Here is a 15,596-nt window from a genome sequence, read left to right as displayed (position 1 = left end):
TAAATCTACATAAAGATTTTAAAATATTAGTTTTGCATTGTTTTATGAAAAGAATAAAATTATAAAAAAATGAAAATTGCCTTTATCTTACCTAAGTTAGTGAATGAAGCTCCTGTAATTGTTGTAAGAGACTTAATAAACCAAATAAAAGACCAAGTGGCTTTAATTGACATCTATTATTTTGATGATATAAGAGAAGTTGATTTTGTAAATAATTGTTATAAGATTTCTTTTTTTGATGAAATTGATTTTGATAAGTATGATATCATACATTCGCATATGCTAAGACCAGATTTATTCTTGTATTTTAATCGGCACAAAATAAAAAAAGCAAGATGTATTTCTACTTTACATAATGATATTTTTAAGGTGTTGAAAGATTCGCATAATCGATTTGTAGCTTTCCTTGTTGAGAAATTATGGATTAAGGCTTTAAACTCGTTTGATTCGATTGTTGTTTTATCAGAACACATGAAATCTCAATACACAAGATCGATTAAAAAAGTCAATATGTCTGTTATTTTTAATGGAAGAGATTTTCAAAATTCAGATAAAAGTGAAATTGATAAATTAGATTTTCAAAGCATTAGTTCATTAAAGTCTCAATATAAATTAATTGGAGCGTCTGCTCGATTAAAAAAAATAAAAGGGTTTTCGCAGTTAATTGAGGTCTTGCCTTTTTTGGATGAATATGCATTAGTTTTCATTGGCGATGGTGATGAAAAGCAAAATTTAATGGAATTAGCCAAGCAACTTAATGTTTTAGATAGGTGTCTTTTTTTGGGATACAGAATGGATGGGTATAGGTATTTAAATTTTTTTGATTTCTATGCTATGACTTCTTATTCGGAAGGATTTCCTTTAGGTATGCTGGAGGCCGCACAAAACAAATTACCTGTTTTTTGTTCTGATTTGCCTGTTTTTAGAGAATTATTTGACGAAAGGGAAGTTTCGTATTTTTTGTTAGATAATAGGGACTCTCTTAAGAATTCAATTTTAATATTAGAAAAAAACAAAGACGAGTTTGCTGATAATCTTAATAAGAAAGTGTTTGACAAGTATAGTTTAAAAAACATGGGTGATAATTATTTAAATTTATATAAAAATAATTTAGTTAGAAGTAAATAATTAGTTACAAGAGAGTCGAACTACTTATTTTGATAACTGAGGTATTCCCGTTATTCTTAAAAAAGTTTAATTTTGAGAGTCAAAGTAGAGAGGTTTTTTAATTTAGAAAAATAAAGTGAATATAAAAATAACTTCCTGTATCGTTTTGTATAGAAATGATCTTGTTATGTTGCAAAATGCAATTCAATCATTATTGAAAGCCAATAGTGTTGATATTTTTTTTTTGGTTGATAATTCTCCTACAGATGAATTGAAAATTTTAGTTACTGATTCAAGAATTAAATATATTCATAATCCCACTAATCCGGGCTTTGGAGCTTCACACAATGTTGCAATTCAAAAGGCTTTAGAGTTAGGTTCAGAATACCATTTTGTTGTAAATCCAGATATAAGTTTTGATGGAGATATAATAACTCCGATGGTGGAGTATATGAAAAATGATTGTACAATAGGAATGATGATGCCTCAGGTTTTGAATGATGACGGAACAATTCAGAACTTGCCAAAATTGTTACCTAGTCCATTCAATATTTTGTGGCGCAAAATCAAGAAACCAGCTAGAGCGTATCAGAAATTTGTAAATAAATATGAATTGAGAAATGTTTGTAAAGATGTTATTTATAATGCACCAATACTTTCAGGTTGTTTTACTTTACTAAATCTCGAAGCTGTGAAAAAAGTGGGGGTATATGATGATACTTTTTTTATGTATTTTGAGGATTGGGATTTATCCAGAAGAATGCATCAACATTATAAAACTATTTATTTTCCAAAGGTTTCGGTGGTGCATAAATATGAATCAGGAGCCAATAAAAGTAAAAAATTATTTAAAATTTTTGTCAATTCAGCAATTGTTTACTTTAATAAATGGGGATGGTTTTTTGATAATGAAAGAAAAAAAATAAATAGAGAAGCTTTGTCTCAATTCAAATAAATGAAAATAGTAATTACAGGAGCATCAGGATTTGTAGGCACAAATCTTCAACCTTATTTAAAGACAGCTCACGAAATAGAATCTATGAGCGTTCGTTATTTTCCCAATCAACAATTTGATTTAAACGCAAATGCTATTATTCATTTGGCTGGCAAAGCGCACGATTTAAAAAAAGTTTCTAATCCCATAGATTATTACGAAGCTAATTTTGAATTGACGAAACAATTGTTTGACTCTTTCTTACCATCTAAAGCTTCTGTTTTTATATTTATGAGTACGGTTAAAGCGGTAGCAGATACTGTGGGCGAAATATTAACTGAAAATGTTGTGCCTAATCCTAAAACTCATTATGGGATCGCTAAACAGAAAGCAGAAGAGTATATTTTATCTCAGGAATTACCAGTAGAAAAAAGAGTTTATATCTTAAGACCGTGTATGATACACGGCCCTGGAAATAAAGGGAATTTGAATTTATTGTACCAATTAGTTTCTAAAGGATTGCCTTGGCCACTAGGAGATTTCAAAAATGAGCGTTCCTTTTTAAGTATCGAAAATATTTGTTTTGTTATCAAAGAATTATTAGAAAACACGGCAATTCCTTCAGGTGTTTACCAAGTTTCGGATGATATGCCTTTGTCAACTAATGAATTAATACGTTTATTGGGTATAAGTCTGAATAGAAAAAATAGAATCTTAAATATTCCATGTTCTTGGATTAAAGGACTTGCTGCACTTGGGGATTATTTGCATTTGCCACTCAACTCAGAACGTTTGCAGAAATTGACGGAAAATTATGTGGTTAGTAATCGGAAAATTGTAACAGCAATGGGTAAACCTTTACCCATACAATCAAAAGAAGGTTTGTTAAAGACATTTCAATCATTTAAAAAATAATAATTATAATATGACCATTGAAAAAACATTTATTAAAGGCTTAGTAATCATTACCCCGACAGTTTTTGAAGACTCGAGAGGTTTTTTTTTCGAAGCCTATAACAAAGCTCAATTTCATGAAAATGTGATTTCATATCCCTTTATACAAGACAATCAGTCTTTCTCTAAACGTGGGGTGATTCGGGGATTGCATTTGCAGATTAATCCTTTTGCGCAAGCTAAATTAGTAAGGGCGCTTGAAGGAGAAATTCTTGACGTAGTAGTAGATTTACGCAAAAATTCGGCTACTTATGGGCAACATGTAAGTGTGATTTTAAGTGCTGACAATAAAAAACAATTGATGGTTCCCCACGGATTTGCTCATGGTTTTTCGGTTTTGAGTGAAACCGCTTCGGTACTATACAAAGTAGATCAATTGTATCATAAGGAAAGCGAAAGAGGGATTCGATATGATGATCCTACTTTAGCCATTGATTGGCAGGTGAGTCCTGAAGAAGTGATTGTTTCTGAAAAGGATTTGGTATTGCCTAGTTTTAACGAAATAGATTGGCAGTTTTAAGAAAAGAGAAAAGCAGTGAAAAGATTTTAGATTTAAATCATTTATAAGAAATATTCATCATTGCCCCATCTTACTCAGTTCACTATTTATTAGGTAAAAAATAGAAATGAAAAAAATTTTAGTCACAGGAGCAACCGGGCAATTGGGTTTGGAATTAAAGGTGTTGTCCAATAACTACCCTCAGTTTGAATGGATTTTTGCAGATAGAAATCAAGTTTCATTGGATAATTTGGATGTTTTGCGAAGTCAATTAGAAACAATTCATCCAAGTTTTATATTAAATTGTGGCGCCTATACTGCAGTAGATAAAGCAGAAAGAGAACAAGAATCAGCGGATATTGTCAATCATTTAGCGGTCGCTATTATTGCCCAATATGCAAAAGATAATTCAGCGAAATTTATTCATATTTCTACCGATTATGTTTTTGATGGGACATCATCGATTGCCTTAACCGAGGAGGCGATGGCGCAACCTGTTAATGTGTATGGGGCAACCAAGAGAGCAGGAGAGTTGGCTTGTTTGAAATTAAATTCTGACGCTATTATCATTAGAACTTCATGGGTTTACAGTAGATATGGAAACAACTTTGTGAAAACCATGCAACGATTGTTACATGAACGCGATACTATTAGTGTTGTCAAGGATCAAATAGGATCTCCAACTTATGCTGCCGATTTAGCTCAGGTAATGATGGACATCGTTACTGCAAAAAACTGGATTCAAGGGGTCTATAATTATTCGAATGAAGGGGAAATCAGTTGGTTTGAATTTGTTTTGGCTATCCAGGAAATTGGAGGTTATACTTGTAAAGTGAATGGTATTCCTTCATCAGCTTATCCTACACCTGCAAAGCGTCCTGCTTTTTCTTTATTGGATAAAACCAAGATCAAGCAAGTTTATGGTATTGTTGTTCCGGATTATAGAGATAGTTTAGCTGTTTGTTTAAAGTCTAAAGTTGTTTAACCGTTTCGAAATTATTTTTAATTAAAAAAAATGCTATTTTGTAAAAATAGTTGAAGAAAAAATATAAAATACAAATGAAAAAAATATTAATCACTGGAGGTGCTGGTTTTATAGGATCTCATGTAGTACGCCTTTTTGTAAAGAAGTATCCACAGTATCAAATTTTTAATTTGGATGCGCTAACGTATGCCGGAAATTTGGAAAATATTGTTGATATTGAAAAAGCTTCTAACTATACTTTTATTAAGGGAGATATCGTTGATGCACCATTCATTGATCAATTGTTTGCGGAGCATCAATTTGATGGAGTTTTGCATTTAGCTGCCGAATCTCATGTGGATCGTTCCATTACGGATCCGTTGTCTTTTGTGAAAACAAATGTTATCGGAACCATGAATTTATTGAATGCGGCAAAGGCTACTTGGCAAGGCAATTATGAAGGGAAGCGTTTTTACCATATCAGTACTGATGAGGTTTATGGTAGTTTAGGTGCTGAAGGATTGTTCACCGAAACCACCGCTTACGATCCTAATTCCCCGTACTCGGCTTCAAAAGCCAGTTCAGATCATTTTGTTCGTGCTTATGGAGAAACGTATGGTTTGCCTTATGTGTTGACCAATTGTTCCAATAACTACGGGCCATTTCATTTTCCTGAAAAATTAATTCCCTTATTCATCAATAATATTATTCAAAACAAACCCTTACCCGTTTATGGCGACGGAAAATATACGCGCGATTGGCTTTTTGTAGAAGATCATGCGGTCGCCATTGATTTGGTTTTTCATGAAGGCGTCAACCATGATACGTATAATATTGGTGGTTTTAATGAATGGCAAAATATTGATTTGGTTAAATTGCTTTGCAAAATAATGGATGAGAAGTTAGGTCGTCCCGCAGGCACCTCGGAACAATTGATTTCGTATGTGAAAGACCGTCCTGGACATGATTTGCGCTATGCTATCGATGCCAGTAAGATCAATACAGAATTGGGATGGAAACCCTCGGTTACTTTTGAGCAAGGATTGGAACAGACCGTGAATTGGTATTTGGAGAACCAGAGTTGGTTAAATAATATTACTTCTGGGGAGTATGCGAGTTATTACGAGAAGCAATACGCAAATTAACTCGAAAGTCATAAAGTCAAAAGGCATAACGGCGAAAGACAGAGGACGAAAAATAGTGATCAGTGTTCATCGTCAGTGATCAGTGTTCGGTGGTCCGTTTTTTCTAAATGACGTAGATTACACCATAAAAAACTCTTCATTTGTAAGGTGTTAGCTAAAGAAATAAATTGTTTTAGATCGAAAAATCATACCTCAGAAATTTAGTGCCTTTTTGGCAAAAAAATAAAAAAATTATGAAAGGAATTATATTAGCAGGAGGTTCTGGAACCCGTTTGCATCCGTTAACGCTGGCCATGAGCAAACAAATGATGCCGGTTTATGACAAACCCATGATTTATTATCCGTTGTCTACTTTGATGATGGCTGGAATCAATGAAATATTAATTATTTCCACGCCACATGATTTACCTAATTTCAAAAAATTATTGGGCGATGGGTCTTCAATTGGTTGTCAATTTAGTTATGCGGAGCAAGCTGTTCCTAACGGTTTAGCTCAAGCTTTTGTTATTGGAGAAGAATTTATAGGGAAAGACAATGTGGCTTTGGTTTTAGGGGATAATATTTTCTTTGGTTCCAATATGGATGAATTGTTACAATCCAATACCAATCCTGAAGGTGGGGTCGTGTTTGCCTACCATGTTTCTGATCCGGAACGCTATGGTGTAGTTGAATTTGATGCTGATTTTAAAGCGCTTTCTATTGAAGAAAAACCTTTGGAACCCAAATCAAATTATGCAGTACCCGGTCTGTATTTTTATGATAATTCAGTGGTGGAAATTGCCAAAAATATCAAGCCCAGTGCTCGTGGAGAATATGAAATCACTGATGTGAACAAAGTATATCTAGAAAAAGGAGCTTTGAAAGTAGGTATTCTAAGCAGAGGAACCGCTTGGTTGGACACCGGAACTTTTAATAGCTTAATGCAGGCGGGACAATTTGTTCAGGTGATTGAAGAGCGTCAAGGATTAAAAGTAGGTTGTATCGAGGAAATTGCCTGGAGACAAGGTTTCATTAGTGAACAACAATTGAAAGATCTGGCCGAGCCTTTGAAAAAATCAGGTTATGGAGAATATCTTTTGGGATTGCTGAAGCATAAGTTGTAAGTGAGTAGTGTTCAGTGTTCAGTTTTTTTTAGTGGTCAGTGGTCAAGTGGTCAGTGGTCAGTGTTCAATATTTATTAGTATTCAGATAACAGCATAGACGTAGTTTAAAACATGACATATATTGCATTAATTATTTTATTAGTTGGTATTGAACTTATTTATTTTAAAATAGCGGATAAATACAATATCATTGATAAACCCAATAGTAGATCGTCACATACTTCGATTACATTAAGAGGTGGCGGCATTATTTTTCCAATAGCCATAGGTATTGCTTTTTTGCTGGGATATGTTTCTTGGGCTGTTGCACTTGCAGTAGTATTAGTGGCTATAGTAAGTTTTATTGATGATATCAAACCGTTGTCTCAGTTGCCTCGTTTTATTTCACATGTCATAGCTGTGGGGTTGGTCTTTTATGAGTTGCATTTGTTTTATGAACCTTTGTGGCTGCTTCCTGTTGTGTTTGTATTACTGATAGGTTGGGTCAACGCCTTTAATTTTATGGATGGTATTAATGGGATAACCGTCTTGTACGCGGTAACAGCAATAGTGACTTTTTCTTTTTTACCAGTCAACAAATCCAGTTTACCCTTACTGATTACCATGGGATTGTCTTGTTTGGCTTTTGGCCTATTTAATGTTCGAAAAAATGCAAAAACCTTTGCAGGTGACGTTGGCAGTATCAGTATGGCACTTTTTTTAGGGTATTTTATGATAAAAACTATTATAGATTCTGGACAACTTGGATATATTCTTTTCTTTTCGGTTTATGGAATTGATGCGATTATTACCATTATCAATAGATTGCTTAAAAAAGAAAATATATTTCAGCCGCACCGCTCCCATTTGTATCAATATTTGGCTAATGAAATGGGATATTCCCATATTTTAGTAGCTTTTATTTACGCAGGATTTCAATTAGTTATAAATGGATTGGTTCTTTATATGGATGCCAATGGGTATTTGACCCTGTTTTTTATGGGCGGATTTTTACTGTTGCTGACCTTTATTTATTTACTTGTTCGAAATTTTGTTATTCGCAAAATGGTTCCCGGGAATTCTTAATCCGTTTTTTGCTTGTGTTTTTATCCCGAATAAAATACTTCGAAAGCTATGATAAAACGTTTTTTTGATATTGTTTTCTCCCTCTTCACCCTTCTCTTATTTTTTTGGGTGGTATTAATTTCTTGGTTGCTTGCCATTATCGATACGCAAACTAATGGAATCTTTATCCAAGAGCGTATTGGTCAATATGGTAAGAAATTTAAAATATATAAACTTCGTACCCTACAAATCCCATCATCTTCAGAAGAGGTTCTTATTTCTAAAATCGGTCAGTTACTTCGCCACTATAAACTGGATGAACTGCCTCAGCTTTTTAACGTTTTAAAAGGGGATATGAGTTTCGTAGGTCCAAGACCCGATGTGCCTGGTTATTATGATTTGCTTAAAGGAGAGAGCCGTAAAATATTAGAATTAAAGCCAGGATTGACCAGTTTAGCGTCCCTAAAATATGCTAAAGAAGAGCTCTTGTTGGAGAAGCAGGAGTCACCTTTAGTTTATAATGAAACTATTATTTTTCCGGATAAAGTGCGACTGAATCTAGAATATTACTACAACCAAAGTTTTGGTGGAGATATCTTAATTATTTTAAAAACTGTGTGGTTTACTTTTTTTAAAAAATAGCACAACTCATACTAAAAGAATATAGCATAGCAATCCGAATCGTGGCGGTGTTTTTTATTACTTTAGCAAAATTAAGTAACAACCATTGGTATAATGTCGTGCTTAAAATTAGACAAAATCACGCAATAGATTGATTTTAAACTACTCTTTACAATATTGCTCCTTTTGACTTTATGACGTTTAAACTTTTGAGGAACTTAATTCCCATAGATTTTATTTCTAGAAGATGCAAACAAACAAAATTTGGCTTTTGGCTCCTCACATGGGGGGAAGCGAACAAAAATACATCCAAGAAGCATTTGATTCGAATTGGATTGCCTCCGTAGGATTTAATATTGATAATTTTGAACAAGATTTAGAAAAATATTTGGGTTCTGGTCATGTTGCTGTTTTAAATTCAGGAACTGCCGCTATTCACTTAGGGTTAATACTACTTGGAGTTCATACCGGCGATACTGTAATTTGTCAGAGCATGACTTTTTCAGCATCAGCGAATCCTATTTTATATCAAGGTGCCACCCCCATTTTTATTGATAGTGAGCCTGAAACTTGGAATTTATGTCCCATTGCACTTGAAGAAGCGATTGTGGACAGCATTTCTAAAGGTGTTATGCCAAAAGTAATTATTGCTGTTCATTTATATGGCGTTCCGTATCAAATAGAAGCCATAAGAGCAGTTGCTGATACCTATTCTATTCCCATTCTTGAAGACAGTGCTGAAGCTTTGGGAAGCAGTTATAAAGGTCAAAAATGCGGTACTTTTGGTGATATAGCCGTTCTCTCTTTTAATGGGAGTAAGATTATAACTACTTCTGGAGGTGGAGCTATTGTAACTAATTCAGCAGCGCTAAAAAACAGGGCTATTTTTTTGGCGACACAAGCCAAAGATGCTGAGCCTCATTACCAGCACAGTGAAATAGGATATAATTACAGAATGAGTACTATTAGTGCCGGTATTGGTCGCGGTCAAATGGAAGTGTTGGACCATCATATTGGTTTAAAGAGAGCGATGCATCATTTTTATGTGGAATTATTCAAGAATATAAAAGGAGTTACGGTTTTTGAAGTGCCTAACACCAATTATGAAGCTACTTATTGGTTGAATACGATACTGGTAAATCCAATAGAAACAAATGGAATTACGCGGGAAACTCTGAGACTGGCACTAGCAGAGGAAGATATTGAATCCCGACCTTTATGGAAACCAATGCACCTGCAGCCTGTTTTTTGCAACTATCCTTATTATGGAAACAGTATTGCAGAAACACTTTTCGACAGCGGACTTTGTTTGCCTTCAGGTTGTAATCTGACTGAAGCGGATTGTGATAGAATAAAATTTGTTGTTTTGAAACTATTTGTAAAATAGAAAGTAACTAATTTGTAAATAAGACTATTACGTTGTAGTTTGTCTTTTTTGACTAATAAATTTTCAAATTGAATTGATTTGTTCGCTTTTATCCATTTATTAATTGTTATTTTTGCTTTAGTAAAACAAGTAATGTTAAAAATTTATTTATTTTGAGTACTACTAAAAACACGGGCTCAACATCAGCTAACCTAAATTTTTTTTCAAGAGAAAATTTGAAATTCAACATTCATAATTTGCGCTATCTGCCCAGATGGATTATTGTTATGATGGATTTTTCGGTTTTGGTACTAGCGTTTTTTTTTACCATCCTTATCTTCAAGGGAACTGGTTTAGACTATGTTATTACACCCTATAGCTTTAGGTTTATAACCGCTTTGTTTGGTGTAAATATTTTCTTTTTTTGGTTATTTAGAACCTATTCGGGCATTATTAGGCACTCTTCCTATATTGATGCAGTTAAGCTTCTATTTTCACAAATGGCAGTTTTAGTACTGTTTCTTTTTTTTAATTTTGCTTACGAATTGTTGCATGGAGAGAAAGCATTTTTAAATACTGCTTTTTTCATAAACATCGTGCTTTCTTTTTGCGGATTGTTTTTATACCGCGTAATAATCAAACAAACTTTTGAGATCTATTTTTCTGAACAAGGAACAAATAAATTAATAAGAACCATTATTTACGGTACTGATGCCAATGCTATATCGGTAGCCAATGCTTTAAAATTTGAAACCCCTTCCCGATTTAAAATTGTTGGCTTTGTGGATAAAAATAATCAAAATGCAACTAAGCGAATGTTAGATTTGCCCATTTTGATTAAAAAGAAAAAGTTACCTCCATTAATGCGTACCGTAAATGCTCAGGCAGTTATTATTGCAGACAAAAGTTTGTCCAAAGAAGAGCAATTAATTATCGTTGACCAATGTTTGGAGTTCAATTATAATGTGTTTACGGTGCCCTTAATTTCCGACTGGGAAAATCAAAAAGAGATTTCCCAAAAAGTACAAAATATTCAAATTGAAGATTTACTGGAACGAAAACCGATCGTATTAGATAACAAATCGATATCCAAACAATTAAAAGATAAAACTGTTTTAATTACAGGAGCTGCGGGTTCCATAGGTAGCGAAATTGTGCGTCAGGTATTAGGATTTAGTCCTAAGGTTGTTGTCATTTTAGACCAGGCCGAAACACCATTGCATCACATGTGTTTAGAAATGAATGATTTAGATACGGGTTCAAAAATGCATGCCGTAATTGCAGATGTGAGGAATAAAGACGCTATGAATAGTGTCTTCAAAAAATATGAGCCTCAAGTTGTTTTTCACGCGGCTGCTTACAAGCATGTTCCCTTGATGGAAGAAAATCCTTCTCAAGCCATTCTTACCAATATAGAAGGAACTAAAATACTTGCCGATCTGTCCTGTTTTTACAAAGTCAAAAAATTTGTGATGGTATCTACTGATAAAGCAGTAAATCCAAGCAATGTGATGGGAGCCAGTAAAAGAATTGCAGAAAAATATGTGCAATCCTTACAACTGAAAAACAATACAGAAGGGAAAGATAATGCTACAAAATTCATTACCACTCGTTTTGGAAATGTTTTAGGGTCTAATGGTTCGGTAGTTCCATTGTTTACCAAACAAATTGCAAATGGCGGGCCTATTACGATAACACATCCTGAGATTATTAGGTACTTTATGACCATACCAGAAGCGTGTCAATTGGTTTTAGAAGCAGGTGCTATGGGTAATGGAGGAGAGATTTATATTTTTGACATGGGAAAACCAGTTAAAATTATCGATTTGGCCAGAAAAATGATCAAGTTAGCCGGTTTTATCCCAGAAAAGGATATCAAAATACAAATCGTCGGATTACGACCTGGAGAGAAATTATATGAAGAATTACTGAATGACACTTCAAAAACACTTCCTACGTATCATGAAAAAATTATGATTTCGGAAGAGATTTCAGATGAATTTGCCGTTTTAAATACCGATATTGAAGAACTTATACAAATTGCTAATCACTTTGACAATGACCAAATTGTACTGAAAATGAAACATATTGTACCGGAGTTCAAAAGTATGAATTCGACTTTTGAATTGTTGGACAAGTAGTAACAGCATTTAATAGATTGAAAAAGGGCCCAAAGTAACACTACTTTGGGCCCTTTTTTGTTATAAAAACAATCGGATCAACCTAATTTAAAAAACTGATTGTTGGCTATTGCTTCTTTGAGAGGCATTACATCTTTGACGTTTACTTTTTGTTCAAATGCAGCTATATGATTGTCATGATGTACATCAGACCCTACATAGTCGTACATTCCTTTTTGTAATAACTGCTCTGCAATTTTAGTAATTCCTGTGCCGTAATACCCAACTACCGATAATAAATTCAGCTGGAATAAACAGCCCGCTCTTTTTAGTTTAAGGTATTCGTTGAAATTGTTATGGTAAAATAAGTACCGTTCCGGATGCGCCAATACCGGAATGTATCCTGCTACCTGTAAATCAAATAGTATCGAATACAACTGGATTGGTGGATTCATATATGACATTTCGACCAAAACGTAGTTGTCTTTTAGAGTCAATAAATCATGCGATTCAAAAACTCGTACAAACTGATCGTCCATAAGGTATTCAGCTGCGGCAGTAAAGGGAACTGTAATGTTGTTCTTTTCCAATTCTAAAACAGTTGTCGCTTTTTTATTCTGAATTTGTTCGTGTGTATTTTCCCAAACATGTTGAATAATGTGAGGTGTTGTAATAAACTCTGAAACTCCAATCTTCTGCAGCGCTTTTGTTAGTCGTAGCGTATCTTCAAAAGTTCTTGCACCATCATCTATACCCGACAATAAATGAGAGTGGATGTCAATGTGGTGCTCTGGAATTAGATCTTTAAGTATGGGTTTTGATCTGAATAATGTAAACATACTGCAAAGTTAATAAAAAGTGATTGGTTTTTAGTAATTAGTATTCCGTTTTGAGGGTTAAATCGTTTGTCCCGTTCTGAAATAACGATACATATTATTAAATAAATCCTATTATGATTTTGCACCTTGTAATTTATTTATTGAAGCATTTTTAAAATAAAATATGTAACTTTAGAAGACAAAAATTATCCGCAAGATTACATTATGTTATTATCCCCTTATATTTTTTAAGAACGGAATCACTACCAGCATCCTCTCCTTTAAAAAGATAAAAAATGCTACAGAAAATATTAATAGAACGAAAGATTTATGCCTCCCCAGAGCATAAAATGATGCATGAGATGATTCAAGAATTCATTTCAAATGATATTATGGATCATTTAGATGAATGGGAGAAAAACGGCATGGTGTCCCGTGAAATATGGAAACGAGCAGGGGAATTAGGATTGTTGTGTTTGGATATGCCAGAAATTTATGGAGGCGGAGGATTGGATTTTACTTTTAATGCCTTGCTAATTGAAGCGTTTGCCAAAAAGGGAATAACCGGTCCTGGGTTTTCGTTGCATTCGGATATTGTAGCGCCTTATTTACTGTATTATGGAACTGAAGCACAAAAACAAAAATATTTACCACTAATGGCCAAAGGGGAAATCATTACTGCTATAGGAATGACAGAGCCTAACTGCGGGAGTGATTTGAAAGCCCTTCGAACAACGGCCGAAGATAAAGGGGATCATTATCTGGTAAATGGTCAAAAGACCTTTATAACTAACGGTTTTATGTGTGATATGGCTATAGTGGCGGTAAAAACCAATCATGCTACTGAGGACGAAGGCGTAACCCTGCTTATTTTAGAATCAACAATGGAAGGTTTTAATAAAGGGGTTCCCTTCAAAAAAATAGGAATGAAATCTCAGGATACGGCCGAGTTGTTTTTTGATAATGTAAAAGTTCCAAAGGAGAACAGGCTTGGAGACGAAAAAGCAGGTTTTAAAATTATGATGCAGGAATTGGCTCGGGAGAGATTGACCGTTGGGATTATGGCGGTAGCCACTGCTGAAGGCGCTATCGAAAATACCATCGCTTACACCAAGCAACGAACTGCTTTTGAGACCCCTATTTCCGGATTTCAAAATACCCAATTCAAACTGGCAGAATGCAGTACCCAAATGCAAATACATCAGGCTTTTTTAGACCGATGTATCGAATTATTAGTAGACCATAAATTAACAACTGAAAGTGCTTCGATGATTAAATATTCGGCAACTGACATGTGCGGAAACGTCGTTGATGAATGTTTGCAATTATTTGGCGGTTATGGGTATATGTGGGACTATCCCATAGCACGGATGTACGCCGATAATCGTGTGGCCCGTATTTATGCCGGAACGAATGAAATTATGAAAATAGTGATTGCACGAGGATTGTTTAAAGATTTTTGATCGTTGTTGAGAATTTTTAACGGATCAGCGTTATCGTTCTTCCTGCGTATGAAGAAACTATAAATAACTATTGTGTTAGAGCAGCATTGTTTAGTCCGTTGGTTGTCATTAGGTTTTACTTATAATTTTCTTTCCGAGGTTTGGGGAGAAAATCACGTGAACTGACGAAAATTAGCATCAAAAAATAATTACACCCAACTCGTACTTATTTAGTATTTAAATTTAACTAAAGTAGGACTATTATGCGTAAATTAGCAATTGGTAGGATCACCTTTATTAACTAAATAATTACTATTATGAAAACTCCAGTTCTTTTTTGTTTGCTGTTTGCTTGTATAGGATTTCAAAGTTGTAAAAAAAATCAAGAAGAAAAAGCAGTTGAGGGTACTCCAGTTCAGGCTGAAATACCGATACGTGTCCAATGCTATAAATCAATGTATGAAAAGGATACTATTGATTTAAAAATAAACACTTTAAAAAACGGAAAAATAACCGGCGATATGGCGATGAGATTTTTTAATATGCCAAAAAAAGTGGGGAAAATTGCCGGAGAATTCAGCGGAGATACCTTATTTGTCAGCTACACCTTTATTCAGGGCGCTAATGAAAAAATAACATATAAAAATCCAATGGCGTTTCTAAAGCGAGGGAATGCGCTTGTTTTAGGCAATGGAAAAATACAAACCACTATGGGAGCCTCCTATTTTGTTAAAGGCTCACCTATCGATTTTGAACGGGTAAAATTTAAATTTACAGCGGTAGACTGCGTTGTTAAATGATAAATGCATAAGAGGAAAGAGCATCACTGATAGCCACGGAATACAATTCCGTGCCATCGGGAATACTTGTGGGCAGCAGTGCATTATTTTTTCTTTTCTTCGTCAACAATTAGTTTCAAAGAATTGATATAATCGGTGTCAAATTCTATAACTCTTATTTTGTTTTGCTTAAAATTCATTTCGCCCTCAAACTCCCCTTCGGTTCCTAAGAAATCCATGACCAGTTCGTCCTCATTTATTTCTATGAGTTTGCCGAGATACACCGCTTTATCTGATTTTTTTGCAATCTGAAAAATCTCATATTTATTCGCTAGAAAATTCATAATGGAGTACAAATCTTTAAGGGGGATTATTTTCTCTGCGCTTGTTTTTAACCCTTTAAGTTTGATTACTCTTTCTGTAAATTCATGATCCTTGTCTTGAATAATTGACTTTATATTTTTGTTTTTTAATATCGTATAGCCATCAATTATAAAATCTACAGGATTGTTTTTCAGTAAAATCCAATCTTCGGTCCAATCAATAAGAAAACCACTAAAGACATCCTTTTTGTCTTCAAATTCTATTGAAATTAATTGTCGTAAGTATTTTTCCATTATGTATTTTAAGTTTCGATATCAGTTAACCACTACCATTAGTTGTCCCGAAGTGTCGGGATAATGCCTTTAAATAAACTTTA

General features: G+C 34.1%; 15 protein-coding genes. 13 read left to right on the top strand and 2 right to left on the bottom strand.

Features of this window, described 5'->3' with window-relative positions:
* Positions 1-69: 69 nt before the first annotated feature.
* From ACNQGD_RS09595 to ACNQGD_RS09545, 11 genes are all read left to right on the top strand, one after another.
* Positions 70-1,128: a glycosyltransferase gene (locus ACNQGD_RS09595; RefSeq protein WP_417999144.1), complete on the top strand. Its 1,059-nt coding sequence runs from the start codon at positions 70-72 to the stop codon at positions 1,126-1,128.
* Positions 1,129-1,243: 115 nt separating this feature from the next.
* Positions 1,244-2,062 (top strand): glycosyltransferase family 2 protein, encoded by an 819-nt coding sequence (locus ACNQGD_RS09590; RefSeq protein WP_417996970.1) that lies wholly within the window; start codon positions 1,244-1,246, stop codon positions 2,060-2,062.
* Positions 2,063-2,956 (top strand): NAD-dependent epimerase/dehydratase family protein, encoded by an 894-nt coding sequence (locus ACNQGD_RS09585; RefSeq protein ID WP_417999143.1) that lies wholly within the window; start codon positions 2,063-2,065, stop codon positions 2,954-2,956.
* A gap of 10 nt (positions 2,957-2,966) precedes the next feature.
* On the top strand, positions 2,967-3,515 hold the full coding sequence (gene rfbC / locus ACNQGD_RS09580) for a dTDP-4-dehydrorhamnose 3,5-epimerase (RefSeq protein WP_417996968.1): 549 nt from the start codon (positions 2,967-2,969) through the stop codon (positions 3,513-3,515).
* 106 nt (positions 3,516-3,621) lie between these two features.
* Positions 3,622-4,479 carry a dTDP-4-dehydrorhamnose reductase gene (rfbD, locus tag ACNQGD_RS09575; protein ID WP_417999142.1) on the top strand — a complete coding sequence of 286 codons (858 nt, stop codon included), beginning with the start codon at positions 3,622-3,624 and terminating at the stop codon, positions 4,477-4,479.
* Between the two features lie 74 nt (positions 4,480-4,553).
* A complete protein-coding gene (rfbB, locus tag ACNQGD_RS09570) occupies positions 4,554-5,603 on the top strand; it encodes a dTDP-glucose 4,6-dehydratase (protein ID WP_417996966.1) in 1,050 nt (349 codons plus the stop codon).
* Between the two features lie 233 nt (positions 5,604-5,836).
* Positions 5,837-6,706, top strand: a complete 870-nt coding sequence (gene rfbA / locus ACNQGD_RS09565; RefSeq protein WP_417996965.1) for a glucose-1-phosphate thymidylyltransferase RfbA — start codon at positions 5,837-5,839, stop codon at positions 6,704-6,706.
* Between the two features lie 111 nt (positions 6,707-6,817).
* The gene (locus ACNQGD_RS09560) at positions 6,818-7,771 is read left to right on the top strand and encodes an MraY family glycosyltransferase (protein ID WP_417999141.1); all 954 of its coding nucleotides are present in this window, start codon (positions 6,818-6,820) and stop codon (positions 7,769-7,771) included.
* Positions 7,772-7,819: 48 nt separating this feature from the next.
* Positions 7,820-8,392 (top strand): sugar transferase, encoded by a 573-nt coding sequence (locus ACNQGD_RS09555; protein ID WP_417999140.1) that lies wholly within the window; start codon positions 7,820-7,822, stop codon positions 8,390-8,392.
* Between the two features lie 226 nt (positions 8,393-8,618).
* Positions 8,619-9,758, top strand: coding sequence for a DegT/DnrJ/EryC1/StrS family aminotransferase (locus tag ACNQGD_RS09550; protein ID WP_417999139.1), 1,140 nt, complete (start codon positions 8,619-8,621; stop codon positions 9,756-9,758).
* A gap of 152 nt (positions 9,759-9,910) precedes the next feature.
* Positions 9,911-11,878 (top strand): polysaccharide biosynthesis protein, encoded by a 1,968-nt coding sequence (locus ACNQGD_RS09545; protein WP_417996961.1) that lies wholly within the window; start codon positions 9,911-9,913, stop codon positions 11,876-11,878.
* A gap of 77 nt (positions 11,879-11,955) precedes the next feature.
* Here ACNQGD_RS09545 and ACNQGD_RS09540 read toward each other — a convergent pair whose 3' ends face one another.
* Entirely contained in the window at positions 11,956-12,696 is a 741-nt protein-coding gene (locus tag ACNQGD_RS09540; RefSeq protein WP_417999138.1) for a tyrosine-protein phosphatase, read from the bottom strand.
* Between the two features lie 275 nt (positions 12,697-12,971).
* Between ACNQGD_RS09540 and ACNQGD_RS09535 the strand changes: the two genes are divergently transcribed.
* The gene (locus ACNQGD_RS09535) at positions 12,972-14,138 is read left to right on the top strand and encodes an acyl-CoA dehydrogenase family protein (protein ID WP_417999137.1); all 1,167 of its coding nucleotides are present in this window, start codon (positions 12,972-12,974) and stop codon (positions 14,136-14,138) included.
* A 296-nt stretch (positions 14,139-14,434) separates the two neighbouring features.
* Positions 14,435-14,917, top strand: a complete 483-nt coding sequence (locus ACNQGD_RS09530) for a hypothetical protein (protein WP_417999136.1) — start codon at positions 14,435-14,437, stop codon at positions 14,915-14,917.
* Positions 14,918-15,000: 83 nt separating this feature from the next.
* On the opposite strand, the gene ACNQGD_RS09525 is transcribed toward ACNQGD_RS09530, so the two are convergent.
* Complete coding sequence (locus tag ACNQGD_RS09525) at positions 15,001-15,513, bottom strand: hypothetical protein (protein WP_417999135.1); 513 nt, start codon at positions 15,511-15,513, stop codon at positions 15,001-15,003.
* Between the last annotated feature and the right edge of the window lie 83 nt (positions 15,514-15,596).

This window comes from Flavobacterium glucosi (assembly GCF_048286535.1).
Lineage (GTDB): Bacteria > Bacteroidota > Bacteroidia > Flavobacteriales > Flavobacteriaceae > Flavobacterium.
The sequence above is the reverse complement of the archived record's forward strand: the minus strand, read 5'-3'. Positions and strand labels throughout refer to the sequence as shown.

Coding starts and splice junctions, on each gene's coding strand:
- ACNQGD_RS09550 (WP_417999139.1), top strand. CDS start 8,619: ATGCAAACAAACAAAATTTGGCTTTTGGCTCCTCACATGGGGGGAAGC.
- rfbA (WP_417996965.1), top strand. CDS start 5,837: ATGAAAGGAATTATATTAGCAGGAGGTTCTGGAACCCGTTTGCATCCG.
- rfbD (WP_417999142.1), top strand. CDS start 3,622: ATGAAAAAAATTTTAGTCACAGGAGCAACCGGGCAATTGGGTTTGGAA.
- rfbB (WP_417996966.1), top strand. CDS start 4,554: ATGAAAAAAATATTAATCACTGGAGGTGCTGGTTTTATAGGATCTCAT.
- ACNQGD_RS09555 (WP_417999140.1), top strand. CDS start 7,820: ATGATAAAACGTTTTTTTGATATTGTTTTCTCCCTCTTCACCCTTCTC.
- ACNQGD_RS09530 (WP_417999136.1), top strand. CDS start 14,435: ATGAAAACTCCAGTTCTTTTTTGTTTGCTGTTTGCTTGTATAGGATTT.
- ACNQGD_RS09585 (WP_417999143.1), top strand. CDS start 2,063: ATGAAAATAGTAATTACAGGAGCATCAGGATTTGTAGGCACAAATCTT.
- rfbC (WP_417996968.1), top strand. CDS start 2,967: ATGACCATTGAAAAAACATTTATTAAAGGCTTAGTAATCATTACCCCG.
- ACNQGD_RS09595 (WP_417999144.1), top strand. CDS start 70: ATGAAAATTGCCTTTATCTTACCTAAGTTAGTGAATGAAGCTCCTGTA.
- ACNQGD_RS09540 (WP_417999138.1), bottom strand. CDS start 12,696: ATGTTTACATTATTCAGATCAAAACCCATACTTAAAGATCTAATTCCA.
- ACNQGD_RS09525 (WP_417999135.1), bottom strand. CDS start 15,513: ATGGAAAAATACTTACGACAATTAATTTCAATAGAATTTGAAGACAAA.
- ACNQGD_RS09560 (WP_417999141.1), top strand. CDS start 6,818: ATGACATATATTGCATTAATTATTTTATTAGTTGGTATTGAACTTATT.
- ACNQGD_RS09535 (WP_417999137.1), top strand. CDS start 12,972: ATGCTACAGAAAATATTAATAGAACGAAAGATTTATGCCTCCCCAGAG.